The 26783-nt window shown below is 33.4% G+C and carries 26 protein-coding genes and 2 pseudogenes; 20 read left to right on the top strand and 8 right to left on the bottom strand.

Annotated elements, in window-relative coordinates:
• Positions 1-386: DUF4183 domain-containing protein (locus DN389_RS29095; protein ID WP_149237757.1), on the top strand; the 386-nt coding region annotated here is incomplete at its 5' end.
• A gap of 60 nt (positions 387-446) precedes the next feature.
• Here the strand turns inward: DN389_RS29095 and DN389_RS26210 are convergent.
• Both DN389_RS26210 and DN389_RS26215 read right to left on the bottom strand, forming a co-directional pair.
• Positions 447-617, bottom strand: a pseudogene (locus tag DN389_RS26210) (DUF4183 domain-containing protein); the annotation flags it as partial.
• A gap of 675 nt (positions 618-1292) precedes the next feature.
• On the bottom strand, positions 1293-1925 hold the full coding sequence (locus DN389_RS26215) for a cupin domain-containing protein (RefSeq protein WP_097994434.1): 633 nt from the start codon (positions 1923-1925) through the stop codon (positions 1293-1295).
• Positions 1926-2150: 225 nt separating this feature from the next.
• On the opposite strand from DN389_RS26215, the gene DN389_RS26220 reads away from it, so the two are divergent.
• From DN389_RS26220 to DN389_RS26230, 3 genes are all read left to right on the top strand, one after another.
• The gene (locus DN389_RS26220) at positions 2151-3683 is read left to right on the top strand and encodes an SMI1/KNR4 family protein (RefSeq protein ID WP_097918438.1); all 1533 of its coding nucleotides are present in this window, start codon (positions 2151-2153) and stop codon (positions 3681-3683) included.
• A 165-nt stretch (positions 3684-3848) separates the two neighbouring features.
• Entirely contained in the window at positions 3849-5159 is a 1311-nt protein-coding gene (locus tag DN389_RS26225) for a phytoene desaturase family protein (protein WP_097994433.1), read from the top strand.
• Entirely contained in the window at positions 5137-6006 is an 870-nt protein-coding gene (locus DN389_RS26230) for a sigma-70 family RNA polymerase sigma factor (protein ID WP_097918440.1), read from the top strand. The genes DN389_RS26225 and DN389_RS26230 overlap by 23 nt, the downstream gene beginning before the upstream one ends.
• 35 nt (positions 6007-6041) lie before the next feature.
• Here DN389_RS26230 and DN389_RS28560 read toward each other — a convergent pair whose 3' ends face one another.
• A complete protein-coding gene (locus DN389_RS28560; protein WP_001100983.1) occupies positions 6042-6200 on the bottom strand; it encodes a hypothetical protein in 159 nt (52 codons plus the stop codon).
• Between the two features lie 311 nt (positions 6201-6511).
• Between DN389_RS28560 and DN389_RS26235 the strand changes: the two genes are divergently transcribed.
• From DN389_RS26235 to DN389_RS26245, 3 genes are all read left to right on the top strand, one after another.
• Positions 6512-7096: an O-methyltransferase gene (locus DN389_RS26235; protein ID WP_087986200.1), complete on the top strand. Its 585-nt coding sequence runs from the start codon at positions 6512-6514 to the stop codon at positions 7094-7096.
• Positions 7097-7410: 314 nt separating this feature from the next.
• Positions 7411-8523 carry a toxic anion resistance protein gene (locus tag DN389_RS26240; protein WP_000137410.1) on the top strand — a complete coding sequence of 371 codons (1113 nt, stop codon included), beginning with the start codon at positions 7411-7413 and terminating at the stop codon, positions 8521-8523.
• A gap of 24 nt (positions 8524-8547) precedes the next feature.
• Positions 8548-9381: a DUF3974 domain-containing protein gene (locus DN389_RS26245; protein WP_088080021.1), complete on the top strand. Its 834-nt coding sequence runs from the start codon at positions 8548-8550 to the stop codon at positions 9379-9381.
• Positions 9382-9436: 55 nt separating this feature from the next.
• On the opposite strand, the gene DN389_RS26250 is transcribed toward DN389_RS26245, so the two are convergent.
• Positions 9437-10996, bottom strand: coding sequence for a glycoside hydrolase family 10-like protein (locus DN389_RS26250; RefSeq protein WP_098190464.1), 1560 nt, complete (start codon positions 10994-10996; stop codon positions 9437-9439).
• Positions 10997-11222: 226 nt separating this feature from the next.
• Here DN389_RS26250 and DN389_RS26255 point away from each other — a divergent pair, with 226 nt between their 5' ends.
• From DN389_RS26255 to tdcB, 8 genes are all read left to right on the top strand, one after another.
• Entirely contained in the window at positions 11223-11528 is a 306-nt protein-coding gene (locus DN389_RS26255; protein ID WP_000865894.1) for a PTS sugar transporter subunit IIB, read from the top strand.
• Between the two features lie 11 nt (positions 11529-11539).
• Positions 11540-12823, top strand: a complete 1284-nt coding sequence (locus DN389_RS26260) for a PTS sugar transporter subunit IIC (RefSeq protein WP_048546835.1) — start codon at positions 11540-11542, stop codon at positions 12821-12823.
• Positions 12824-12901: 78 nt separating this feature from the next.
• The gene (locus DN389_RS26265; RefSeq protein ID WP_001021967.1) at positions 12902-13168 is read left to right on the top strand and encodes a hypothetical protein; all 267 of its coding nucleotides are present in this window, start codon (positions 12902-12904) and stop codon (positions 13166-13168) included.
• 22 nt (positions 13169-13190) lie between these two features.
• Complete coding sequence (anmK, locus tag DN389_RS26270) at positions 13191-14339, top strand: anhydro-N-acetylmuramic acid kinase AnmK (RefSeq protein WP_098802116.1); 1149 nt, start codon at positions 13191-13193, stop codon at positions 14337-14339.
• Positions 14340-14357: 18 nt separating this feature from the next.
• Positions 14358-15257 (top strand): BadF/BadG/BcrA/BcrD ATPase family protein, encoded by a 900-nt coding sequence (locus DN389_RS26275; RefSeq protein WP_098190465.1) that lies wholly within the window; start codon positions 14358-14360, stop codon positions 15255-15257.
• Positions 15258-15391: 134 nt separating this feature from the next.
• Positions 15392-15940: a glycerol-3-phosphate 1-O-acyltransferase PlsY gene (gene plsY, locus DN389_RS26280; protein ID WP_087986194.1), complete on the top strand. Its 549-nt coding sequence runs from the start codon at positions 15392-15394 to the stop codon at positions 15938-15940.
• A gap of 69 nt (positions 15941-16009) precedes the next feature.
• Complete coding sequence (locus tag DN389_RS26285; protein WP_149237758.1) at positions 16010-17593, top strand: aminotransferase class V-fold PLP-dependent enzyme; 1584 nt, start codon at positions 16010-16012, stop codon at positions 17591-17593.
• A gap of 86 nt (positions 17594-17679) precedes the next feature.
• Positions 17680-18681, top strand: coding sequence for a bifunctional threonine ammonia-lyase/L-serine ammonia-lyase TdcB (gene tdcB, locus DN389_RS26290; protein ID WP_098190467.1), 1002 nt, complete (start codon positions 17680-17682; stop codon positions 18679-18681).
• Between the two features lie 61 nt (positions 18682-18742).
• Here the strand turns inward: tdcB and DN389_RS26295 are convergent, their stop codons facing one another.
• On the bottom strand, positions 18743-19072 hold the full coding sequence (locus DN389_RS26295; RefSeq protein ID WP_000415075.1) for a YkvA family protein: 330 nt from the start codon (positions 19070-19072) through the stop codon (positions 18743-18745).
• 245 nt (positions 19073-19317) lie between these two features.
• Here DN389_RS26295 and DN389_RS26300 point away from each other — a divergent pair, with 245 nt between their 5' ends.
• The gene (locus tag DN389_RS26300) at positions 19318-20004 is read left to right on the top strand and encodes an MBL fold metallo-hydrolase (RefSeq protein WP_097857205.1); all 687 of its coding nucleotides are present in this window, start codon (positions 19318-19320) and stop codon (positions 20002-20004) included.
• A 45-nt stretch (positions 20005-20049) separates the two neighbouring features.
• Here DN389_RS26300 and DN389_RS26305 read toward each other — a convergent pair whose 3' ends face one another.
• On the bottom strand, positions 20050-20814 hold the full coding sequence (locus DN389_RS26305) for a hypothetical protein (RefSeq protein WP_088080034.1): 765 nt from the start codon (positions 20812-20814) through the stop codon (positions 20050-20052).
• Positions 20815-20870: 56 nt separating this feature from the next.
• On the opposite strand from DN389_RS26305, the gene DN389_RS26310 reads away from it, so the two are divergent.
• The 4 genes from DN389_RS26310 (at position 20871) to DN389_RS29010 (ending at position 24500) form a co-directional block, all read left to right on the top strand.
• The gene (locus DN389_RS26310; RefSeq protein ID WP_000054887.1) at positions 20871-21140 is read left to right on the top strand and encodes a hypothetical protein; all 270 of its coding nucleotides are present in this window, start codon (positions 20871-20873) and stop codon (positions 21138-21140) included.
• Positions 21141-21213: 73 nt separating this feature from the next.
• The gene (locus DN389_RS26315; RefSeq protein WP_060488805.1) at positions 21214-22566 is read left to right on the top strand and encodes a DEAD/DEAH box helicase; all 1353 of its coding nucleotides are present in this window, start codon (positions 21214-21216) and stop codon (positions 22564-22566) included.
• A gap of 1362 nt (positions 22567-23928) precedes the next feature.
• Positions 23929-24243 (top strand): DUF1064 domain-containing protein, encoded by a 315-nt coding sequence (locus DN389_RS26325; RefSeq protein WP_098190470.1) that lies wholly within the window; start codon positions 23929-23931, stop codon positions 24241-24243.
• 122 nt (positions 24244-24365) lie between these two features.
• Positions 24366-24500, top strand: a complete 135-nt coding sequence (locus DN389_RS29010; protein WP_254980973.1) for a hypothetical protein — start codon at positions 24366-24368, stop codon at positions 24498-24500.
• Positions 24501-24652: 152 nt separating this feature from the next.
• Here DN389_RS29010 and DN389_RS26330 read toward each other — a convergent pair.
• Positions 24653-25663: pseudogene (locus DN389_RS26330) on the bottom strand (exosporium leader peptide); the annotation flags it as partial.
• Positions 25664-26088: 425 nt separating this feature from the next.
• Positions 26089-26553: an exosporium protein D gene (locus DN389_RS26335; protein WP_097860307.1), complete on the bottom strand. Its 465-nt coding sequence runs from the start codon at positions 26551-26553 to the stop codon at positions 26089-26091.
• Between the last annotated feature and the right edge of the window lie 230 nt (positions 26554-26783).

Below are 26783 nucleotides of genomic sequence, written 5' to 3' on the forward strand. Positions count from 1 at the left end.
TAACAGGTCCAACTGGTTTAACGGGATCACCGGGAGTAACAGGCCCGACCGGTTTAACAGGATCACCGGGAGTAACAGGTGCGACTGGTTTAACAGGGGCAACGGGTCCAACTGGAGTTATTGGACCAATAACAACAACTAATTTATTATTTTACACTTTTTCAGATGGAGAAAAACTTATATATACAGATTCAGATGGGATAGCTCAATATGGTACAACACACATATTACCTCCTGATGAGGTTTCCTATATTAATTTGTTTATTAATGGAATACTTCAACCACAACCATTATATCAGGTTAGTAATGGTCAGCTAACTTTATTGGATAATCAACCACCAACGCAAGGTTCTTCAATTATTTTGCAATTCATCATTATTAATTAAAAAAGACAGATTCTTAAATAAAAAGAATCTGTCTTTTTGTTCTACATTAAAGTAGTTAAACTAAGTGACGATAAATTCGATTGTAATTGGAATTCCGCCGTCTAATGCATCTCCGCCAGGAATTGTAATAGCACCAGTAGGTCCAGTAGTAATACTGGAGTTCACACTAGGTTGAAGAATGCCGTTTACATAAAAGTTGTAATACGTAAAAGTCGGAAAAGCAGTTGCAGTAGCTGGATTTGTAAGTGCAGGTATTAATATCGTCTAACTTGTTACAATGGTTGTTTGAAATTTAAACTGACATTTGTATATAGCCCTTCCTAATTTTATTAGGAAGGGCTATATTTTATGGAAAGATTGGTGATAAATCAATTGAGAAATTACTCTTTGTTAAGTTGGTATAAAAAAATCAAAATTTATAATTTGTACTCTATTGTTTATGGAGTAAGTTATATCGTTTAAAAAATTACCAATAAACAAAAAAGATGAATTCTATTAAGAACAGAATTCATCCATTAAATAAACAGTGTACAAGGGAAGAAAGATATTTATCGTGAGCGTTGAAATATTATTGTTCAAATTAGTAATAAACTATTTGTTTTTATTACAGTTGCATCCTTTTTTCTTTACATAGCCTTGATCGGCTAAATCTCTTTGCGATTGGGAATTGGAAGATTGAGAATTGGAAGATTGAGAGGATGCTGATGAACTACTATTTTTATTATTAGAGTAGTTTTTTCGATAGTTATAATTACTCATAGTACTATCACCTCCAATTAAATATATAAATATTATATGTATGTACTCTATTAATTGTTACGAAAAAAATAGGAATGGAGGATATACAATAAAAAATCTCCTGCGTATTTTCCGCGGAGATGAATAATTGTCTTTTCAGTATATAAATTAATATCCCCAGTAAAGAGGGAAATAATATGAATCTTGGTAATATAAATTTTGTTGTGGATTAGGAGGCTGAGTTGTTGGGTTTATCGTGCCGCGGTTCTGATTACAGTTTGCTGGAGGACCAATTACTGTAGTGGATTGAATAGGGGATATCGCTTGTTTCCATTGTTGTTCATCGAGACAGTAAGTATGAGCCATCATATTAGCGGGAGTTAATCTTAAAATATCAGAACCAAAAATAACTTCTGGGGTTGGGGCATTGAAAATAGCTAATAAGTGAGTACCATCTGCTGTAGCAATTTCATAATGCCACCACGCTTGTGGAATGTTGGCAACTTGCCCTGGTTTTATCGGTAAGTTTAATATTTGGTTTGTAAAAGGATTAAGTAAGGAAATAACAGCAGATCCTGAAATACAGTAAACAAGTTCAGCTGCATTTTGATGAATATGTGGCTCTACAACATTTCCTGTACTTAAATAGATATCTAATAAAGAAGTATTTTCTAAAGTATTTAATTGTTTTATGCCAAGTACGTTTATATAATTTTGGGCATCTTTCTTAAAAAAATTACTTTTATTTAAATCATGAGTGAAATTTGTTGAGGGGGAAGTGTAGTCGATATTAGAAGTCATTTGTATTACCCGCCTTTCTTATATTTTCATGCAATTTGAATTTAGGATATGAGTCTAGTTATTGAAATGTGAAAGCGTTGCTGCTCTTCGTTTGTAAAGTGATAAAAATGTTCGTTTGAATGCACTATAATTACAAGAGTTTCATTGCGAAAAAAGGTGCTATTAATTACAATTAATGTAAAAGATAGCGCTTTTTTAATTTGGAGTACAAGGGGAGTGCAGAAAATGAACCATACTATTTTAAAAGAGTTGGAAGTTGAATTAAAAAATTACTTTCAACCGTTTTTGAATGCACCTGCAACAATAGAAGAAATTCAATATGCCGAAAGTGAAATGGGAATTGCGTTTCCAGATGAATTACGTAATCTTTATCTTGCACATAACGGTGAGGATAAATCAGGACCAGGGTTGTTTTTTGGTTTGCCATTTCTCTCGTTAGATGAAGTTTTGGATGAGTGGAGAATATGGAAAAGAATTGAAGAGGATGATTTTTTTAATTTTGATGCATTTTCAATACCAACAGAATATATTAAGGAAAGATATGTGAATCACAATTGGATACCTATTAGTAAAGATTATGGCGGTAACAATTTAGGAATAGATTTTGATCCGGATGAAAAGGGGAAAGTGGGACAAGTTATTAATTTTGGACGAGATGAAGAAGTGAAATATGTAATTGCAAATAGAATTTCAGATTTGTTACTATTTATTTTACAAACGCTAAAAAATAAAAATTTCACCATTCATCAAGAGGAAGATTATTTATATTGGAGTTATGGTGCTAATGATAATATACATTTTTTAGACGCTTTATTTAATATTGAATTACCTGTTTTACATCCTCAATTTATATTTCAATCTGAAAATAAGGTGAAAGATTGGTACGATAGTTTAGATGAGAATTGGAGAAATATAGTGGGACCATCTGAACGTGCAGACAAGTTTATTAGAGAGAAGAGATTATATTTAGGTGGAAACGGAATAGAAGATATTAGTCCATTACAGATGTGTACGGAAGTGAGAGAACTAATTTTATCTGGAAATGAAATTAAAGATTTAACAGGATTAGAACGAATGAATTCTTTAAAGAAATTATATTTAGTTAAAAATCCGGTTCAAGATTTAACGCCAATATTACATTTACGGCACTTACAAGAAATGAATATAAAGAATACGAGGGTAAATAATCTATCGGCATTTGTAGAAATGCCATCATTAAAAAAATTAGATATTTCACATACTAGTATTCAAGATTTTTCGTTACTACCGCAGTTTAAAAAGTTAGAATCGCTTACTGTACATATTTCAAATCGCGAGCAGCTCTATGCAATTTCAAAAGTAGATACTTTAAAGCATTTGTATATTTTAGGTTTAGAAAATGTTAGTGAATTGGATTTGCTTGTTTTGCAAAATTTAAATAAGTTAATAACAATTGAATTTGAAAATAGCATCATTGCTAATTTAAATTGTTTTCAACACAATGCGTCAATTCAAAATATAAAATTGACAGATACAAAGGTAAAAGATGTATCGGCATTAGGTAAAATGAAAGGGCTAAAGGAATTAGAATTAGATGGCGCAACAATTGATAACCTTGAAACGGTTTGTTGTTCTCGATCATTGGAAATATTTACAGGATCGTTTGAACAATTTTATATGTTAAAAGACTCATTTGATAGGAAAATAGATTTTTCAAAAATAATAGGGGGGATGTCTGAAGAAGAAAGAGAAATTTGGCACCAGCATGTAATTGATTAGAAAATAACATTATTATGTAAATAAGTTTGTTTGTAGAAGGTGTAACTGTTTGACAGTTGATACTGCAATAAAGTGGTTAGATGAAATAAATTATGTGTAACTGAATGTCACATCCCCCCTTAATCGTTCGTCTTGTATGTAGAACGTATAAGGAGGGATTTTATTATGAAACATTTTGATGTAGCAATTGTTGGTGGTGGGCTTGCTGGATTAACAGCATCTATATATTTAGCGAAAGCTGGAAGGAAAGTTATTGTATTAGAAAAGTCCAGTCACTTCGGTGGCCGAGGGATGACTATAAATAAAAATGGCATTTGTATGAATCTTGGTGCACATGCTTTATATAGAGGTGGAGAAGCGTTTATAACTTTTAATGAGTTAGGTATGAACCTTCCATGTGGGGTCCCATCTACAAAAGCACATGGAATATGGAAAGGGGATATTTATACCATTCCAACAGATTTTCGCTCTATTTTATCAACACCGTTACTTTCATGGTCTGCAAAAGTCCAGTTCGCTCGTCTAATGATTCATTTAGGAAACTTAGATGTAGGAAAAGTTCCGAAAATGAGCCTAACTACATGGGCAGAAAATGAAATTAAAGATCCAATGGTTCGAAACATATTTTATGCATTATGCCGAACAACAACATATACGTATGCTCCTACAATACAATTAGCATCTTCTGTACTAAAGCAAATACAGCTTTCTATGAAAGAAGGAGTACTTTATGTAGATGGCGGTTGGGAGACGATAATAACAAATTTAAGGAATATAGCAAGTACTAGTGGTGTGCAATTTCTGGCTAAAAAGCATGTTTTGAAAATAGAGCATTGTGAAGGGAAACAAAGAATACAATGTTTTGACGATGAAGTATTTGAAGCAGGTGCAGTCATTGTAACAACTCCATCGAAAGAAGCTTGTAAAATTATAAAAGGTGCGGAAGGAACAAGTTTGCATAGATGGAGTGAACAATCAGTACCGGTTACCGTTGCTGCATTAGATATTGGTTTGAGACGATTACCCAATCCTACACATCAATTTGTATTAGGCTTAGATCAATCTATATTTTTCACGAATCAATCGAGAGCAGCTAAATTAAGTGAAGATGGATCAATTGTAGTGAGTCTAATTAAATACCATAACTCTGTACTAGAGCTGAATCATATTCAAGAAGAGAAAGAACAGTTAGAAAATGCAATGGAATTGTTACATCCGAATTGGAAAAGAGAAGTTGTTGCACAGCAATATTTACCGGAAATAACGGTAGTATATGATTTTCCTCATATTGACCGTGTTGAAAAACCTGGCCCTAACATACCTGGAATGCCAGGTGTTTACGTTGCAGGAGATTGGGCTGGGCATGATGAAATATTAGCTGATGCTGCGGTGGCAAGCGGAAAACGTGCAGCGTTACACATATTAAAGCAATCCGAAAGTGAGGCAATTCACCATGGAAACGGAGCAATTATATGAAACGTATCAATTATTATTATTTTCGTTAGCATATAGAATCCTTGGGAGTGTTATGGATGCTGAAGATATCGTCCATGACGTATTTATATCACTTAATAATATGGAGGACGTTCAATCTATAGAAAATATGAGAGCCTATTTATGTAAAATGGTAACAAATCGCTCAATTGACAAATTACGTTCGGCAGCACATAAACGGAACGTATATGTCGGGATGTGGTTGCCAGAGCCATTTGTGGAAGAGGTTGATGATCCATCAGAGTCATTTGTAATGAAAGAATCAATTTCTACGGCATATTTATTACTTTTACAACAATTGTCTGAGGTAGAGAGAGTTGTGTTCATATTAAGAGAGGTTTTCAGTTATGAATACGAAGAAATCGCTTCAATTGTAGATAAGAGTAGTGCGAACTGCCGAAAAATCTTTCAACGTGCACGAAAAAGTATTTTGGATAGGCCGAAGCAGTCAACATTAAGTACGAAGAAGATGGCTGCCTATGTGGAGAAATTTGTATCATCATTGCAGTGTGGGGATGCGCAAGGTATGTTAGAAGTATTAAAAACAGATGCGATATTAAAAGCTGATGGTGGTGGTAAAGCTACAACTGCAATCCATCCAATCTATTCTGCAGATAGAATTATACGTTTATTCTTTGGAATTGGGAAGAAGTTCCCGGAAGAGTACAATGTTGATTGTAAGATGGTAAATGGTGCCCCAGGTGTTATTGTTAAAGTAAATAATAAAGTGACTTATGTACTTTCATTTATATTTGAAAATGAGAAAATCTCAAACATTTATATGATGGTTAATCCTGAAAAACTTATGCACTTAAATGTAACAGTATAAAAAAAGACGCATTTCTTTAGAAGTGCGTCTTTTTTTTATTTCTCTAACATTTCAAGAGGTACATCTTTTTCGCCTGCTACCTCAAATTTAATTTCCCCATCTTCTTCATAAATACGTGAAATAATCGGTATAGTAATCATTAATTTTTTATGCTGTTTGCGCTTTCGAGCAGCATCTAAGCTAATCACGTTCATTGTAAGCATCCTTTCTTCTAGAAATATATAAACAAAAGAAAATGCGTCCGGAAAGGGCGCTTAATTGAATTTGAAATACCGATTCATTTAATTGGGGTTTATATTTTTTAATAACTGCAATTGAATTAAAAATAGTATGAATGGAATAATTGCACGTAGAAATTAACTTTACCAAAAAACGAAACAATATGCTATAAAAAAATTCAAATCTTTGTCATATAACGAGAAAAAGGTTTTTGTTTCGCATATAATGAAAGTAGACGGGCAGCAAGAGCTTTTTCATCATATTGCTTTGGAAAGGCGATGAAAAAATGGATACGTTAGATTCATTATTATTTCAACTTGAACAATATGGAGAAGAGCATGATCGAAATAAAAAAACACGGGAAGAAAAGTTACGGAATATTACTCGTGAGATGGGGCAGTTTTTATCGATTTTAGTAAAAGGGTGTAGCGCAAAAAACATTTTAGAAATCGGAACTTCTAATGGCTATTCTACATTGTGGTTAGCTAATGCGGTAGAAGAAACAAATGGAAATGTAACAACTGTAGAGCTTTCTTCAGAACGAGTTGGAGAGGCACTTGTCAATTTTGAAAAGGCAAACCTTTTACTAAGGATTGATGTTCATAATCAAGAAGCAGGGGCATTTTTAGATGCGCAATTAGATCACTCATTTGATTTTATTTTCCTAGATTCAGAGCGTACGCAATACATGTGGTGGCTTGAGCATATAAAACGCATTTTACAACCAAAGGGTTTTCTTATTGTTGATAACGCAACCTCTCATGCAAGTGAGTTAGCCGAGTTTAGAAAAATGATTGAAGAAGATGAAATGTTTGAAACGGTGTTATTGGCATTTCAAAATGGAGCATTTGTAGCGCTTAAGAAGAGTTAGGATTGAGCCTAATGTAATTATCACATTGACAAAGGGTGTATGTCAAAAGATTGAGTACAGTAGGATGGGAAGGACGTAATTTATATACGTAACATACGAAGAATCCGCCTTCAGCATGTTGTTCTCTAGGTCTTAAGTCTGAGGAAAATAATGTTGAGAACAGGTATACTTATAGTAAGAAACAGGGAATGACTGCATAAACAGGCATTTCTAAAAAAATCGATTTCAAGCAGTTAGAATGTATATGAAATACGATATAATAGATGAAATATAGTGCATATAAATTCGCACATATAAATAAAGGAGCGATTTTGTTGACTGAACTCGAGAAAAAAGAACCTGTATCCATTGTGAAAGATAATAATGTAGAAGTAGTAGTAGATACAGTTATAAAAGATCAAGAATTAGAGGAACTGAATAAAGAAGCTGATCTTTATGTACAAAAATTAAATAGCGAGCAAAATACGGATTTATCAAAAGTATTGTCACAGCTAGGAGATTTAGGGGATAAAGAGCAACAAGCAGCAGGACAAACGTTATCAGCATTAAAACGTCCTGTAACAGCGATGATGAATGGAAAGAATGAAGAAATTCCAAATACATTGTTAGAATTACGCAAAGTGGTATCAGAGCTTGATCCGAATTCATTAAAAGCAAGTGGTATGAAGAAAATTATGTTTAAAGTATTCAAGAAAAATCCACTTGAAACATACGTGCATAAATATCAATCTATAGATAAACAAATTGAAGAGATTATAAGATCCCTTCTAATTGGTCGTGACAACTTACAAGAAGATACAGTTGGTCTTGAAATGCTTAAAGAACAATCGCACGATAAAATTCACGCTCTTGATAAACAAGTATACTTAGGAAGAAAACTCGCTGGTATGCTGGAAGCTGAGAAACAAAATCCAGAACGTCAAAGAGATATTCCATTAATTAACGATGCATTAGAAAAAATTCTAGTACGTACACGAAATATGCAGCAAGCGAAAAGTGTACTATTACAATCTATCGCATCTGTAGACATTATTAAGAAAAATAATGAAAAGTTAACAGAGGCAATTCGTAATGCAATTACGATGACGCAAAACGTTGTAACAGTTTCAGCTGCTATCCAGCTAGCGTTAACAAATCAGCGTAAAACAATTGATGCAGTGAATGCGACAAATGAAGCAATTGAATCTATGGTATTAAGTAACTCACAAGCATTAAAACAAAATACAGAAGAAACAACAAAACTTCTTGAAAATCCTGCTATTAGCATGGATAAATTACGTGAATCATTCCAAAATGTATTTGCTGCGATTGAAGCTTCTGAGAAATCATCAGAACGTATTATTGAGTCAAGTAAGAAGTTTGTAATTGAATTAGACACATTTAATGATGAAATGAAACAAAAACTCATTCAGCGTCCAAGAAAATAACAGACTTTTAGAGGAGGTGAAAAAATGAGTTTCATTCAAACAGTATTAGTACTATTGGGTACATTGCTTTTAATCGCATTTACTGTCGTTGTTTTAGTTGTATATTTCGGACGTAAACTGTATTTTTCATGGACAAAACCATATAAAAGAGCACATGATTCTTTAGATAAGTTATCGAATAAATCATTACCGTTTCTACAAGAATTTACACAACACCCACTCTTTTATCGCTGGATTCGTACGGAAGGAAAGAAAGAACAATATACATTAAACACTCTTTTCTGTGCATCGGGTCAACGTACGAGAGAGCAAGTATTCTCAATGTTACCGAAAGAAAAACAGAAAAAAGTACATGTAATGGCAAAAACAACGAAAAAACTTACAAATGAAGATATTGATATAGCGGCGATGAAAGTAAAAGATTTTTTAAGACAAGAAACGCAGCAAACAGTAAAACCATCAGACCTTTCATTTTATAAATTGTATTTTTATGATCGATATCCAGATGCATTAAATACAATTCAAACGTATAAACGATCAATAAACCCTTCATTACAAAGAACGGTTGATGAAATTACAATTTCAGTATTAAATGCCTTGCCGTATTATCAGGAGCAACGTATGTTTGAACAACAACATAAACTTGAAACGTTCTTAATGAAAGATTTAACAGCGATGCTATCGTTAGTCGTACAATTACCACCTTCACAACGACCAGAAAAAGAAGAAGAATTAAAAATCTACTTGCAAAATTTCCAAAAAGAAATGGAAGTTGTCGAGCGAGATATTCGTGACTCGATTGATCACGATTTGAATGTGAAGATGAGAGCAGCGACTGAGAAGTTTAAAAATAAATAAAAAAAGCGCCTTAAAGCTATAGTTCTTAGCTTTTAAGGCGTTTTTTTATTAGTTGTTATTTTGCTTTAACGGTTGTATGACTAGAAGCAACACTTTCATTATGCAATCGATCAACTGCAGTTACTACATACGTGTACGTTTCTCCAGAAATAGCTGTTTTATCTACATAAATTTCTCCAAGTTTTGTTTTTCTTACAGTAGTAAGTAAATGTTTCGGATTTTCTATATCCACTTCATTTTTGCCATTCACACGGTAAATGGCGTAATAAGCAGAGTCATTATCTCTATTATCAATGATACCTACTGCAATACCTTCATCTCTTGGAATAGCACCTTTTAAAGTCGGTTGTTTTGGTGGATCATGATCAAGCCAAGGCATAGGTGGGATTAATGCAGGATGTTTATATATGTCGTTTGTGAGTCTATCTTTAACCCCTAGAGGATTGTTATTCATATCTTTTAAGCTGAAATGCATACTACCTTTTATTTCAGGATATAACCGGTTTAATGTAATTTGTCTTGGATATTCTTCAGGATCAGACCAAGCGGGGACAGAATTATTATTAATTTTATAGGCTGCCTGACCGATGTATAGGTGAATCGGTTTATTATTTGTTTCTTTTACCCACCAATCTACTAATATGTCATATGCAGCTGGTGTGAAACCAATATTCCAATATATTTGCGGTGTAATGTAATCAATATAACCTTTTTGTATCCATTCACGTGTATCAGCATAAAGGTCATCATAGTTTCTTTGGCCTGCAGTTGTGTTAGAGCCAGTTGGATCGTCAGCTATATTTCGCCATACGCCGAACGGACTTATGCCAAACTTTACGTATGATTTTTCTTGTTTTATAGCAGTATTTAAACCTTTGACAAGTTCATTTACATTGTCACGTCGCCAATCCTCTATATTTGTAAATTTACCTTTATTATATGTTTCGTACGTTTTTTGATCGGGGAATTGTTCACCCGCTACTTTATATGGATAAAAATAATCATCCATATGTAATGCATCAACATCGTAATTTTGTACAATTTCTAAAGCACCTTCTGTTATAAATTTTTTCACTTCTGGAATACCAGGGTTGTAATATAATTTCCCGCCATAAGGTACAACCCAATCCGGATGCTGTTTTGCAGGGTGATTATTCGATAATCGATTTATATCGGTGTGATTCATCGTTATTCGATATGGATTAATCCATGCGTGGAATTCTATATTTCTTTTATGTGCTTCTGCAATCATAAATGCGAGTGGATCATATCCAGGGTCTTTTCCTTGTGTCCCCGTAATGTATTCAGACCAAGGACCGTAATTGGAAGGATAAAAAGCATCAGCAGTTGGTTTAATTTGTACAACGACTGCATTCATACCAGTGTTTTTTACATCGTCTAATAATCTAATAAACTCTTGTTTTTGATTTGCGATAGGTAAGCCAGTTTTTGAGGGCCAGTCAATATTAAGTACAGATGCAATCCATACAGCACGTAATTCGTGTTTTTTATACGTAGTATTTACTTCAGCGTAAGTAGAGTGAGGAGAAATGAAAGAGAAAGGAATAAAAAAGATGACGATACAACATATCACTAATAAACGTTTCATGATTATTTATACGCCTCCCTATTATATGGTTAGCTAATATGATATCCGAGGTGAGGTTGTACTTATAATTGAGAAAAATAAATATTGAAACATTAATTTAATAGGAAAAATATTTTTACTGAAATTTACTTTCAATATAACTAAATTCTTTTACTTCTTCATATGCTTGTTAGTAAAGTGAAACTTCCTTTCATCCGAAGGGGATAATTTATAAGTATAGGAGGATTAATAAATGAAGGTTTTATTCGTTTGTTCTGGAGGGATGTCCAGTGCAATTGTTGTAAACGCTTTAAAAAAAGAGGCGGAGAAAAAAGGTGTAAACATGGAAGTCCATGCCATTGGAACAAGTGAGATAGAGGAAGAAGTAAAGAATGGCTGGGACGTTGTAATGGTTGCACCTCAAGTAAGACATAGATTTGACTCTGTTAAAAAATTCGCAGAAGAGGAATCTATCCCGTGCGGTATCATACCGCCACAAGCATACACGCCGCTTGGCGGACCGACTTTATTAAAAACTGTAAATGATTTAATTCGTTAGGGGGAAGCGTTATGAATAAATTTGTCACGTTTCTTGATAGAAACTTATCTGGACCGATGGCAAGGCTTTCTGAACAGAGGCATTTACAAGCAATCCGTGATGGAGTTATTTCAGCGTTACCATTTATTATTGTAGGAAGTTTCTTTTTAATCGTAGCATTTCCACCATTACCGAAAGATAGTTTCATATCTGTTTGGGCATTAAAAAATCAAACAAGTATATTAATACCATATCGTTTAACGATGTTTATTATGTCTTTATATATAGCATTTGGAATAGGATATAATTTAGCGAAAAGTTATAAGCTAGATGCTTTATCAGGAGCACAGCTTGCAGTATGTTCATTACTATTAACATTAACGCCTGAATTAATTGATAAAAAAGGGTTTATGCTTCCGATGACAAATCTCGGGGGTCATGGATTATTCGTGACAATGATTGTTTCTATTTTATCAGTTGAGATATTAAGATTTTGTAAGACGAAAAATGTAATGATTAAAATGCCAGAACAAGTACCGCCGTCTGTTTCACGTTCGTTTGAAGCACTTATACCTGCTGCATTCGTTATTATTTTAATGAGTTTAGTAACTGTCGTTTTTAGTATTGATTTACATCATGTAGTTGATAAATTAGCGGCACCGTTAGTAAAAGCTGGTGATAGTTACTTCGGTGTAATCATTCCAGTATTTTTAATTACATTTTTTTGGTCATTCGGAATTCATGGTGTGTCGGTTGTTGGAACTGTTGCCCGGCCATTATGGGAAGTATATTTAGGGAAAAATGGTGAAGCAGTTGCTAGTGGCGCAAATCAGTTACCATTCATTTCACCAGAACCATTATACCAATGGTTTATATGGATTGGTGGTTCGGGCGCAACGCTAGGACTTGTATTAGCCATGATCGTATTTGGTAGATCGAAATATTCGAAAGCATTATCGAGAAGTTGTATTGTACCTGGTATTTTTAATATTAATGAACCTGTTATTTTTGGATTGCCAATCGTACTAAACCCAATATTAATTATCCCATTTATCATTACACCACTAGTAACAGCAACTATTGCATACTCAGCAACTGCGATGGGGTTTGTTACACCAACACATATAATGCCTCCATGGACATTACCAGCTCCAATTGGTGCATATTTAGCGACAGGTGGGGATTGGAGAGCGATTGTACTCGTATTTATAAACATAACAATATCATTCCTTATTTATTTACCATTCTTTAAAATGTACGACAAAAACATGCTTGAAATTGAGAAAAATGGTGATGGGGAATCTGTTAATCCGTAAGTTTTATATTTTATTTTTGAGTGATAGGCATTTTGTCTATCACTTCTTTCACATGAAGTCCAGAGAGGGTGAAATGGAATGAATATAAAATTTAGTTATAAAGGTGTATTTTTATTATTATTTGGAGTGATATGTGCAAATTTACTTTTTGTACCTTTATTAAGAATGCTAGATTTATCACAAATGTATAGTATATGGCTCGTTACAAGCATTGCGGCAAGTATTTTGCTTACAGTAGTTGTTTCTTTCATTGATGGATCGTTTGCATCAAAAGCTCAGTTGTTTTATAGATTTATATTATTTTCGATCGGTTGTACGTTTGTAACTTACATGATCGTTTTTTAGTAAAGGGGAGGTCATGCATGTTATGTATATTGCAGGGATAATGTCCGGTACTTCGTTAGACGGAATAGATGTAGCACTCGTTCATATAGAAGGGAGTGGTGTAGGCTCTAAAGTTGAACTCATCCATTTTATTACTGTGCCATTTTATAATGATATGAAAAATGAAATCCAGCAGGCATTATCAATAGAAAATTCAAATGTACAACTCATATGCAGTTTAAATTTCAAACTCGGTTTATGCTTCGCCAATGCTGTAAAGGAAGTTTGTAAAGAGGTCAACTTTCCTTTGAAACAATTAGATTTAATAGGTTCTCATGGACAAACGATTTATCATCAGCCAAAGCAAGATGGTAATATGATTCCTTCCACATTGCAAATTGGAGAACCAGCAGTTATAGCATATGAAACGAATACGACGGTTATTTCTAATTTTCGAACGATGGATATCGCAGCAGGGGGGCAAGGTGCACCACTTGTACCATATTCAGAAATCATTTTGTATCGTCATCCAACTAAAAATAGACTACTACAAAATATTGGCGGGATCGGTAATGTTACAGTAATACCAAGTCACCTAAGTGATAAGAACGTTATAGCTTTTGATACTGGTCCAGGTAATATGATAATTGATGAAATGTGTCAAAGGCTATTTCAGTTGTCATACGATCAAAATGGTAAGATTGCAAAACAGGGAGTAGTTGTAGATGAAATATTGACCTATTGTATGAACCATCCATTTTTGAAAATGAATCCACCGAAATCAACTGGTAGAGAACAGTTTGGAGAAGAATTTGTCAGTGAGTTGTTGAAGCAGTATGAAAAGCATAGTAAAGAAAATATATCGACGACTGTCACGATGTTTACAGCAAGTTCAATCGTTCATCAGTATAAGGAGTTTATTCTGCCGTATTATGAAATCGATGAGGTGATTTTAGGCGGTGGCGGCAGTTATAATCGTACACTTGTTGAAATGATACGGTATGGATTGAAGGATGAAAAATGCGCCATATTCATTCAAGAAGATATAGGCTATTCTTCAGAGGCGAAAGAAGCAATCGCCTTTGCCATTTTAGCAAACGAAACGTATCATCGTAATCCGAGTAATGTGCCAAGTGCAACAGGTGCAAAGCAATCTGTAGTTTTAGGGAATATAACATTCCCTCCAATCTGAAGAGAATGAGGCGAACATATGAAATATATGATTGGAGTAGACGGCGGGGGAACAAAGACAGAAGCAATTGCATTTAATCAAGACGGAAGTGAACTTGAAAGGGCTACGAGTGGTTTTGGAAATATATTAATAGATTTTGAAGAAGCACTTTTTCATATTATGGAAGCGATTGATCAATGCCAGAGAGGGTTATTAAATGGGAATTGCGTTTGTATTTGTTTAGGATTAGCGGGTGTAAGTGGAGCAAATACGAATGAGTTAACATTACGTCTAAAAAAGAAGTACGGAACACAAATTGAAGTTTTTAATGACGCAATGATTGCTCATGCAGCTGCTTTAAAAGGAAAGGATGGAATTTTAACAATTGGCGGTACAGGTGCGATTTGTATAGGAAAGAAAAGGGAAGTGTACGAGTATAGTGGGGGATGGGGACATATTTTAGGAGATGAAGGAAGTGGATATTGGATTGCATTACAATGTTTAAAGAGAATGGCAAATCAATTTGATCAAGGCGTTGCACTTTGCCCATTAAGCTTAAGAATTCAAGATGAGTTTCAACTTTTGACGTCGTCTCATATAAAAAGACTAGTTTATAGTTCATCAAAAGATAAAGTTGCAGCAATCGCACCATTCATTATTGAGGAAGCGAGAAATGGGAATGATGACGCACGTGAAATTATGGTGCAAGCGGCTACGGAATTAACGAGAATTACGTTGAATATTTACAATAAGATGCAGTTTGATTTATCAACTTCAATTGCAGTAAGTGGCAGTATATTACGTTTCGTTCCTGAAATATATGCTGAATTTAAGAAATGCTGCGAGAAAAGTATGGGAGAAGTTATATTTGTATCACCATCAGAACTAGCAGTGAAAGGAACTTATTACTTAATGAAGAATTTATATTTTAATAAATAGCTGCATGAGAATTTTTGTATGATTTGTAAAAATATGATGTTAAAATGTATAAAGGGATGTACAGTAAGAAAAGTACAATATACATAGTCATTGAATATTGTATAAGTACTCCCATGTAGAAAGTGAATGATTACATGATTAATAGTATGCAATTTTTGTATTTGGTGGCTTCTTATTTATTTGGAAACATATTGACCGCTTATATAGTGACGAAATGGAAACATAATGTTGATATTCGGCAGGAAGGAAGCGGTAATCCTGGCGCAAGAAATATGGGGCGGGTATATGGAAAAGGGTATTTCGTCGCTACATTTTTAGGTGATGCGATCAAAGGGGCAATCGTAATTTCTATTGCAAAATACCTTTTTGAAGATTCTACATTTGTAATGTTAGCTTTACTGGCTGTTTTACTTGGACATATTTACCCGATTTTATTTAAAGGCAAGGGTGGAAAAGGGATTTCAACATTTATTGGAGGATTAATTGCATTTGATTATTTGATAGCGCTTACCCTTGTTGCTGTTTTCATTATATTTTATTTAATCTTTAAAGGATTTACTAAGCCAGGACTAATTACAATCGCTTGTTTACCAGTGTGCATGATTTTGTATTCTTACTCTATTGTTACGACTATTTTAAGTGCACTTATCATTGTACTTATTTTATATGTAAATCGAGAATGAAATGAACTTTTTATAAGTGGAGTTAATCTCCACTTATAATTTTTATTAAATACATAAAGGAGAGAAGGCATGGGGTTAATTTATAAAGTTGCTGATCAAGCTTGGGAATTAGAAAGTATACATAAGTTGAATTATAAAACATTTGTAGAAGAAATTCCGCAACATGAAGAAACGAAAGAGCGTGTTCGTATAGATCGTTTCCATGAAGAAAATACATATTTAATTTGTTTACATGACGATAAGTTAGTAGGTATGGTTACATTGAGAGGAAAACGACCATTCTCGTTAGACAATAAAATTCCAAATCTAGATTATTATTTGCAAGAACATGGAGAAAATGTATATGAAATTCGTTTACTTTCAGTAGAACGTGAATATAGAAATGGAAGAGCGTTGTTAGGTTTAATTCGCTTTTTACATCGTTATTTGCTTCTAAATGGATATGAATTAGCACTCATTTCTGCTACAACACGTGAACTACCTTTATATGAGCAAATGGGATTCAAATCTTTCCATACGTTAGTTGGTACAGAAGCAGCAGCCTTCCAGCCAATGTATGTTACCCCTGCTATGTTTGAAGCATCGAGTGTTGGGGGAATTATGACGAAAGAATATACGTTTTTACCTGGTCCAGTAGATATTGAAGAAAATGTTCGAAAGGCATTTTCTACTAAGCCTATTTCGCATCGTTCTCAGTTATTTCAAGTGACGATGGACAATGTGAAAAAACGGTTACTTCACATGACAAAAGCAAAGCATGTACAACTTATGTTAGGAACAGGGACGTTAGCAAATGATGCTATTGCTTTACAGTTACGTTCTTTAAAAGGGAAAGGACTAGTATTAACAAATGGGGAATTTGGTAATAGATTAGTTGGACATGCATCACGCGCGCAATTACATTTTGATACGTATAAAAAAGAAATGGGAGAACCGTTTATTTATACCGAATTAGAAAAAATAATGGGAACTGGCAATTATGAATGGCTTTGTTTTGTTCACCATGAAACATCAACTGGAATGTTAAATGATTTAGACAAGCTAAATGTTTTAAGTAAAAAGTATAATGTGAAGCTATGTGTAGATTGTATCAGTTCGATTGGAGCAATACCGATAGACTTGAAGGATGTATATTTTGCAAGCGGTGTTAGCGGAAAGGCAATTAAATCGTTTACTGGATTATCTTTCGTTTTTTATAATCATAATGTGAAAGTAAACGAGACATTACCGGCCTATATGGACGTTGGTATGTACGAAGAAAATGAAAGTATTCCATATTCTCATTCATGGAATTTAATTTATGCACTGCAAGAAGCATTAAAGAGATTTGAAGATGCAAAAGTATTTGAAAAAATAAACGAGATGTATGCATATATTGAACAAGCTATTACTAATATGGGTCTAAATCTTGTTTCACCTAAAGAACATGCCGCGCCAATTATAGTTACCATTGAATTAAATGAAAATCAGTCTTCTAAGGTGATTGGCGATGCGTTAGCGTTACAAGGATACATTGTTCATTATGAGTCATCGTATTTACAAAAGAATAATTGGATTCAAATTGCATGTTTAAATGATTATAAAGAACGCGATACAAAGAGGATGTTAAATTGTTTGCAAATGTGTATATTACAGAGTGGGGTACATATATAAAGACTTTTTCTTAATATAGATGGTTTCGTATAAAGGAGTTGCTACATACGAAAACTTAGGAATAGACCATTGGAAGAGGTGTTAGTATGATAACTAAAAAACTACCATTACATATAGACGATATTAAAAAAGCTCAAAACATTCTGGATAGAAATGCTCGTAAAACTCCATTAGTAAAATCTTTTTATTTGACTAGTAAAACGGGTGGAGAAATTCATTTGAAATTAGAAAATATGCAATTAACAGGTTCGTTTAAATTCCGTGGTGCGTTTAATAAAATGTCACAGTTGACAGATCAAGAAAAAGAGAGAGGAGTAATTGCTTGTTCCGCCGGTAATCACGCGCAAGGAGTTGCTTTATCTGCTCATTTACTTGGTATTAAGAGTAAAATTGTGATGCCGATTTCAGCACCTCAGGCGAAAGTTGAAGCAACTAGAGGATATGGATCAGAAGTGATTTTATACGGTGAAACCTTTGATGATGCAAAGGCAAAATGTGAGGAGATAATAAGGGAAACAGGTGAAACATACTTACATCCATATGATGATGTAGAGGTAATGGCTGGTCAAGGTACAATTGGTTTGGATATTCTTGATGATATGTGGGATGTAGATACTGTCATTGTACCAATTGGTGGAGGCGGAATTATTTCTGGTATTTCTGTAGCATTGAAATCTTTTAATCCATCCATTAATATAATTGGTGTCCAAGCAGATAATGTTCATGGAATGAAGGCATCTTACGATAAAGGAGCAATCGTAGAACATTATGAGGCGCCTACTATTGCAGATGGTTGCGCAGTTAAAATACCAGGGGAATTAACATTTGAAATTGTAAAAGAATTAGTAGATGATATTGTAACTGTATCAGAAGGTGAATTAGAAGTAGCGATGAAAGACTTATTACAGCGTGGTAAAGCTGTTGTAGAAGGTGCAGGTGCATTAGCTACTGCTGCTCTACTTGCAGGGAAAGTGGATACATATATTAAAGGGAAAAAAGTAGTAGCGGTTATATCTGGTGGAAACGTAGATTTGCAGCGCATTTCAAGTGTTTGTGAGCAGTTTTTTGTAGCTAATGAAGTGAAATAGTATTTAAAAAATATATTTTTATAAATGAGGAGCTAAGAGGAATGATCTTAGCTCTTTTTAATTATGCCTGTGTTGAAGTAAATAATGTCTCCATTTTGATTTTACTCTTTTCTCGAATTTCAGCGTCTGCGTGCCTCATTACAAATTTATGCGCTATAGCAATTGCTAAAACATCATCTAATAAGCCAATCCCAATAATAGCAGCTATATCTGGAATGAAGTCGATTGTTAATACGTAATAGGATAAAGCGGCTAATATGATGAATTTCGCTTTAGTAGGTAACCCCTTTTTTCTCATTGTGTAGTACAAAATAATACTTTCATATACGCTAGATTTACCGAGGTTTGCTGAGCTTTTTTTGAATTTTTTCCAAAGTGTCTGTTTCTCCATATATACACTCCTTTTACAAAAACATCGATTTTTTAAAAGGATAGACAAAGAAGTAGGGAAATAATCAATTTTATTGTTTTTCTTATTGTATATTCCATAAAAATAGGAAATTACCTGTTCAAAATAATAGAATGTTGGTTATGTAATGATTCGCAGTGTTTCGTTACATAAGTATGTACAGTAAAATGTATGTGGATGATTTATTTATTATTAAACATTTAATAACGGGTATGGGGGGAAGAAAAATGAAGATAATAGAACTACCAATTGAATTCGAATTTAACGGGGCAAAACAATGTATTTCTCCGAGCTTAATTATAGTAAACAATGAATTAACTTTAGTAGATACAGGTTATATAAACTTTTTACCTTTAATTGAAGATGCAATTGTAAAACATGGGTATGAGATGAAAAACTTAAAAAATATAATTATTACTCATTATGATGACGATCATATAGGATCTTTATATGATTTCAAAGTGAAATATCCTCACATTAATATTATTGCTAGTGAAATAGAATCCAACTACATTAATGGTGAAATAAAATCAGAGAGACTAGTTCAAGCTGAAGAAATGTTAGAACATATGCCAATTGAAGAGAAAGAATTTGGTGAGTGGTTTATACAGCAATTAAAAAATATAAGACATATTTCCGTCGATGAAAAAGTATGTGATGGTCAAATGATTTTGAATAATGAATGTCAAATAGTAGCGACGCCAGGACATACTTCAGGGCATATTTCATTATATTTTCCAGACTTAGAATGTGTAATCACAGGGGATGCGGCCGTTCAAGATAATAATGAATTAGTAATAGCTAATCCGAATTTTTGTTTAAATATAGAAAAAGCGGAAGAATCTTTAAAGAGAATTAAAAACCTTAAAGCAGCAACGTATTATTGTTATCATGGAGGAAAGCTTACTGTATAAAATAATAAAAAACCGATCTTTCCTATATCAAAAAGATCGGTTTTTTTAATTCATAGATTCTGCAATTTGAATTAAATCCTTTACGTTATATTTTCCTTTTATATAGCGTTTGTTACCAATTGCAATTGTATATTGAAAACCATTCTGCTGAAAGATAAGCTCATATGCTGAATCAAAATGAGGATTATATAATGCTTTTATATTATTTTTTAAGCTGTAGAACTTAGCTCCCCTAAGTAAATAGAAGCATAATTTGTTTTGAACTGGTGAAACAGTGATTTTAAAAATTCCATTAATATCTTCATTGTAGTATTGGAGGTTTAAGTAATCGTTATAGATGTACCCTTGAAATTCGTGAATTTCGAACGGGAATTTTGTAGGAGTAAGTATATGTTCCTTACACTTCATTTCATATTCTTTTACAATAGTAGCTTCTTTCATAAATGGATTAGTTCCATCATAAATTTGATTAATTTGAGATATTTTATTGTTTTTTGTTATTATTTCTAAAATGTAACCGATAGTAAATTCGCCATCAGTTTCTTTGAAATAGGAAATAAGAATTGTAGTATCTTCTTTTGGAGACGGTACTATTTTAATTTCATGAATATGTTTATCTGTTTGGAAAGTAGGTAGTTCAATCCCTTCTGTTACATATGACCGCATTAATTTTTTATCATTTTTGAGTAAAGCTTGTTTAAATTCAATTATCACATTTGTTTGAGATTTTGCCATAATAATTGAGGTCGATTGAAAATATAGTAAGAAAAATATGCAAAATATCTTTATGAATGTAGTGGTCAATTTCATCACCCTGTAACTATATTTCCGTAAATTTGAAATATATATGTATAGGAGGGGAGAAGATGAGTTTATTGCTTGATATAATAATGGATATAATTTTATTTTATCCTCGAAATGATATGAAATTAAAACATCATATTGCAAAATTAAGTGAATTTGAGTGGTTTCGAAGGCTACACGAAGATACAAAGTATACAAAATTAATTTGGAGTAATAGAAAAATTAAAAAGTTCATTTTGTCTTCTACTAACATGGAAGCATTAATAAAATCTGAGAAAAAGCAAAAAGAATTTGTTCATCTAGTACAGGATGAATATAAAAAAAGAAGATAAGAATTTTTTTATTTTTCATATTTGGCGAAACAAATGGTACAATGAAAGCTAATGTGAAAAATAAGGAAAAGAAGTGGTCTATTTGAAAAACTTTTTAGAATTAGGAATTAGTGAAACTTTTAATCATACATTACGTGAAAATGGAATTACAGAAGCAACACCAATTCAAGAGAAGGCAATTCCTGTTATTATGTCAGGTAAAGATATTATTGGGCAGGCGAAAACAGGAACAGGTAAAACGTTAGCATTCGTGTTACCGATTTTAGAAAAAATCGATCCAAAGTCTAGTGATGTTCAGGCTTTAATTGTTGCACCTACAAGGGAACTAGCACTGCAAATTACAACTGAAATTAAAAAAATGCTTGTTCAAAGAGAAGATATTAATGTACTAGCGATATATGGCGGACAAGATGTAGCACAACAATTGAGAAAATTAAAAGGTAATACACATATTGTTGTAGCGACACCAGGTCGATTATTAGATCATATACGACGTGAAACAATTGATTTAAGTAATCTTTCAACGATTGTACTAGATGAAGCGGATCAAATGCTTTATTTCGGTTTCTTATATGATATTGAAGATATTTTAGATGAGACACCTGGTAGTAAACAAACGATGTTATTCTCAGCAACGATGCCAAAAGATATTAAAAAATTGGCGAAGCGTTATATGGATGAGCCGCAAATGATTCAAGTACAAAGTGAAGAAGTAACGGTAGATACAATTGAGCAGCGTGTCATTGAGACGACAGATCGTGCAAAGCCAGATGCACTTCGTTTTGTTATGGATCGTGATCAGCCATTTTTAGCAGTTATTTTCTGTCGTACAAAGGTTAGAGCAAGTAAGCTTTATGATAATTTAAAAGGACTAGGTTATAATTGTGCTGAACTTCATGGTGATATACCTCAAGCGAAACGTGAAAGAGTTATGAAGAGTTTCCGCGAAGCTAAAATTCAGTACTTAATCGCAACGGATGTAGCAGCTCGTGGACTGGATGTAGATGGTGTAACGCACGTATTTAACTTTGATATCCCTGAAGATGTAGAAAGTTATATTCACCGCATTGGCCGAACAGGACGTGCAGGTGGATCAGGTCTTGCAATTACGTTCGTTGCAGCGAAAGATGAAAAACATTTAGAAGAAATTGAAAAAACGCTTGGTGCACCAATACAAAGAGAAATAATCGAACAACCGAAGATAAAACGTGTAGATGAAAATGGAAAACCGGTACCAAAGCCGGCTCCGAAGAAATCAGGTCAAAATCGTCAAAGAGATAGCCGTGAAGGTTCAAGACGTGATTCGAGAAATAGCTCAAGAAGTGATTCAAGAAATAGTTCGAGAAATGAAAATAATCGATCATTTAATAAGCCAAGTAATAAAAAAGGTAGTACAAAACAAGGTCAGCAAAGACGTGGCCGTTAAATAGTTATTATTCAAAAAGAGTCGCAAAGTGTTGCGGCTCTTTTTTTGCTTGTATACAACAAGGGTGATGCCGAGAAAAAACGAAAATTTCATTCACCGTATTTAAAATAAGTTTTAAAACTTAAAAAAAGAATTTTATAGTCCAAAACCAGTAGGGAAAGGGACTACCATGTCGCAATTCAAAAACAAGTGTAACTTACGTATGAACAATATTTAATCGAAAAAAATCGAGAGAAAGCAATTTGTACTAGCGCCCCTGCTGATGATACGGATTATGAAAAAATCAAATGGTATAACGATACGAAAACATCTTTTGCAAACAAAGAATTGGACGATTTGGTGAAAGAAATTCGTAACACATTCAAATGGTACGGGAATGTTATGCTGCAGCAAAAAGAGAACGGAACTTATTATGTCTACTATTTCGGCAGAATACTTTGGTTGAAAGAAAAGGTAATGTAGCGAGCGAGTATTTTTATTACACATTCCGCAATTATCGAAATGGAACAAGAGAAGTTTATGAAGGATTTAACTCATATTGGCAGATGGAAAAATAAGGGCGGGCGAAGATTGAGCTTTCTTATTTACAAATGTGAAATTATCGCAACCTCCATTTTGCTTACATGGGCGAGCAAATGTAGCTGGCATGTGGGGTACGATCGTTTGGAACTGGAAAACTCATTTGTTCGTTTTGTTCGATGGAGAAATTGAAAAGCACAACTGTCATCATTTTTGGGAAATTGCTTATTACGATGATGAGGGTAATGTGGTTCGAAGCTACCAGAAGGGGGAATATGCGGTATAAGAAAAAAGGACTAGCAGTCGTATCTGCTGTCCTTTAATAGGAGAAAAATTATTCTGGATTAGAACTACGAATAACCAGAAAACGCGCTTTAAATCAGTGTTGTCAAAGATGTAATAATCTATGCAACAAAAAGCTTAGTCGGAATTCAAAACACCAAAATGGCTTGCATTGGTAACAGGCTCAAAACTAGTATATGTAAAATGAAAAATTCCATGCAAAAAGCAGACAACAATTTTGGTTGTCTGCCAGTGTGTTCAATGAGTTAGCTAATTGTGATAATTTGCATCCCCATTATGAGAAGAGTGAAGCTGCTAGTTCAAACAGCTTGTTGGTATTATTATCGATTTCTTAAAAAATATACAGAGAAAGCAGATAAGTGAAGAACCTACCTGCTTCTGCTGTAACAAAAGAAAGAAGTATTAGCCGTGGACACGGCGGCTTGAAAATAGTATGTATTTTTATTTCAAAAATATTCAAGGGGTGAAGAAACATGGGATGTTTAATAAAAGGGGTTTGTGAAATTAATCAGCTAATTAGTAAAACAAAAGAGAAAAACAATGAGTAAATATAACAATAAAAAGGTTGAGCTAGATGATTGTATCTTTGATTCAGAAGCCCAATCTAAATATTATGAGTTGTTAAAAGAAAAGCAAGGTGCAGGTGAAATACAGGCAATCGATTTGCAACCATCGTTTGTTCTACAACCTGGTTATAAAAAGAATGGCAAACGGTTTGATGCAATTACATATAAAGCAGAATTCATGATCTATTTGCCAAACGGTGATGTAAAAGGTGTAGTAACTGACACCTTTAGTATTAAAAAGAAAATGTTCGAATATTATTTCCCACATTTGTCGCTTGTTGCATCTTGATTATATAACGTTATCAGAACAAATAGTGCGAATGACAGCAATCTTAACAAGTGTTTTACGTTGCATTTATATATTTTAATTTTTTATAAATGTCTGAATTAATGTATAGGAGGAGTTACGTTATGTTCTGGTTTGGAATCATTATAGGATCCGTATTAGGTTCGTTTGCTACTTGTGGCTTACTCTATTTTGGTTTTAGAGCAGAGGAAAATAAAATAGCGGTTATGCAAAAAAATAATGATGGAAATAAAGCTTAATACAATTTGTTTATGATGTATATTAATTTTCAGATATCGGATTTGCTTAGTAACAAAAAAGTCTCTCCAATCAGATTTGAAGAGACTTTTCTTTCACATATCATAGCAATTTAGCTCGTGTTAAATTAGGATTTAAGTTCATTCTAAGATGTTTATGGCGTACCGATAGTTACTGCCAGCAATGCAGCAATTCCATCTAAAGCTTCCTGTACTGTAGTAGGCGGAAGAGGAGCCTAGTTTGCTGGATTATTAGGTGTATAAGCTAAATCGAAAGCATCATCAACTCTAATTAAAGATGTATTTGTTCCTATAAGATTTATTCGGGAACGAATAGGTAATGAATCAACTGTCGCTCTGACTCTTGTAATATCGTTATTAGCGCCGTTGACAAATAAATTTCCAGAATTAGGGCTGGAATTGAAGATGTTTTCTGTAATAGCAAAGCTGGTTAAATTTAAGGGGGCAATTGGAATATGACCAGGTAGCACATTAATAATGACATTACCATTTATTCCTCCACCAACTAAGTTGACTTGGGTATCTGTGATTGCTTGCGAATTAATAGTAATATTGCCACTAGAAACGAACGAAGCAAACATTTCCATGTTAATTCCATTTTGAGTATAACCAGCGGATAATATTGAATCACGGATATTCACTTGATTCAGAGAAGTCGATAAAGTTGTGAATATAGGAGTAGGGGTTATATTAACGCTAACAAAGAATAATTTACCTGAAACACTTTGTGCCGTTTGAAAGTTAAAATCAAGAGGCGAACTTAGTAATGTCAGATTAACAAACCCAGATCTAGGATCCTGGGAAAAGTTTAAATCAAACCAAGACGGATCATTTATATCGAAAGGAATTTGTAATCTAGTCAATAAAGTACTAGTTTCTACTAATTGAACGTTAGCTTTTAAATGAATTAATGGTTCGATATAGTTGCCAGGTCCAATAGAGATAGCATAACGTTTAGTTATATTTAAAGGATCCGGAAATGGTGCTATAGCATCTGTTATTGATGCCATTGCTGCAGTCACTGTTAAAAATGGTGCGCATTCAGAATCATCAGCAGTAGCGTCATCACCAGCTTTGTTTACATAGACGATTTGAGTGAAAGTTGGTAGGGGTTCTATACATCCTGGTCCGGTAGGCAGAGTGAATGGTGGAATAGCTGGTAAAGTAGGTCCGAGTAAATCAGGCTTTTATTAAAGCGGAAGATAATAACTCGTCCATAATAATTTCACCTCTAAAAAATTAGTATTTCTAATAATAAATGCGAAAATAGAGCAAAGTGAAATGGATAAGTGAAAAATTAGAAAACAGAATTTTCGCAAAAGTATTATTTAACTGAAAAGAGCACCGACAGAGAGTGTGGTGCTCTTGGACCAAGGACTATATTTTGTATTTTTTAAAGTTCATATAAGTGTATGGATTTTTAGAATAAACAGTAAATTTATTTTCACTAAAATTCTTATTTAAATAAAGAAGCCCTAGGATTAGGGGTTCAAACCTTGGTATATTTCACACGACATTAAAAAAAGAAAAGAACCCTCTATATAAAGAGTTATTCAAGTGATTTAATCTATTAATTGCACTCATGATAATATTCATCACACGAATCCTTATTATCGTTACAGCAAATACAAAATGTTTTTTGCACAAATAAACTAACTATACTAGTAGGACCTTCCTGTTTGGTAAAAGTAAGACTTTGAAAATCTTCAACTTGAAATATTTTTGTTTGAACGGGTTGTAATGTAGTAGTAATTGGTATGCTAGATCTTCTTGTTAGAATAGTTACTTGAACGGGTGCACTCATACCAACAACAAATAACTGGATTAATGTTTTATTGTGATTGTTTGTAAAATCCTCAAATACAGTTTGTGGAGTGGTAGTTTCAAGGAAAACAGATACAGGTATATTTCCATTTGCATTTTCTTCAGAACCTGCAATTGTATGCGTCTCAATAAAACAGTTGTTTTTTTGATTGCCCGAATGTGACTGTTTTTTATAATACTTTTTACCATCTTTATAAAAGTAATCAGCCATATGAATATAAATCTCCCTTCATTTAGATGTCTATATAGTTTATTTAAAAAGGCGAAGTAGTGCTTGTACAACATAATAAAATCCGCTCTCGTAATTACTTAAAAATGTTATTTGAAAATTAAAGAGCGCCATCCAAGGTACTCTCGGCTAAACACTGATATTGAAAAAGAATACAACATAATATCGTATGTATGCTTCTGAGGGATGTGCGGATTTAATATAAAATAGTT

This window comes from Bacillus sp. AY3-1, assembly GCF_008368785.1.
GTDB classification, from domain to species: Bacteria; Bacillota; Bacilli; order Bacillales; family Bacillaceae_G; genus Bacillus_A; species Bacillus_A wiedmannii.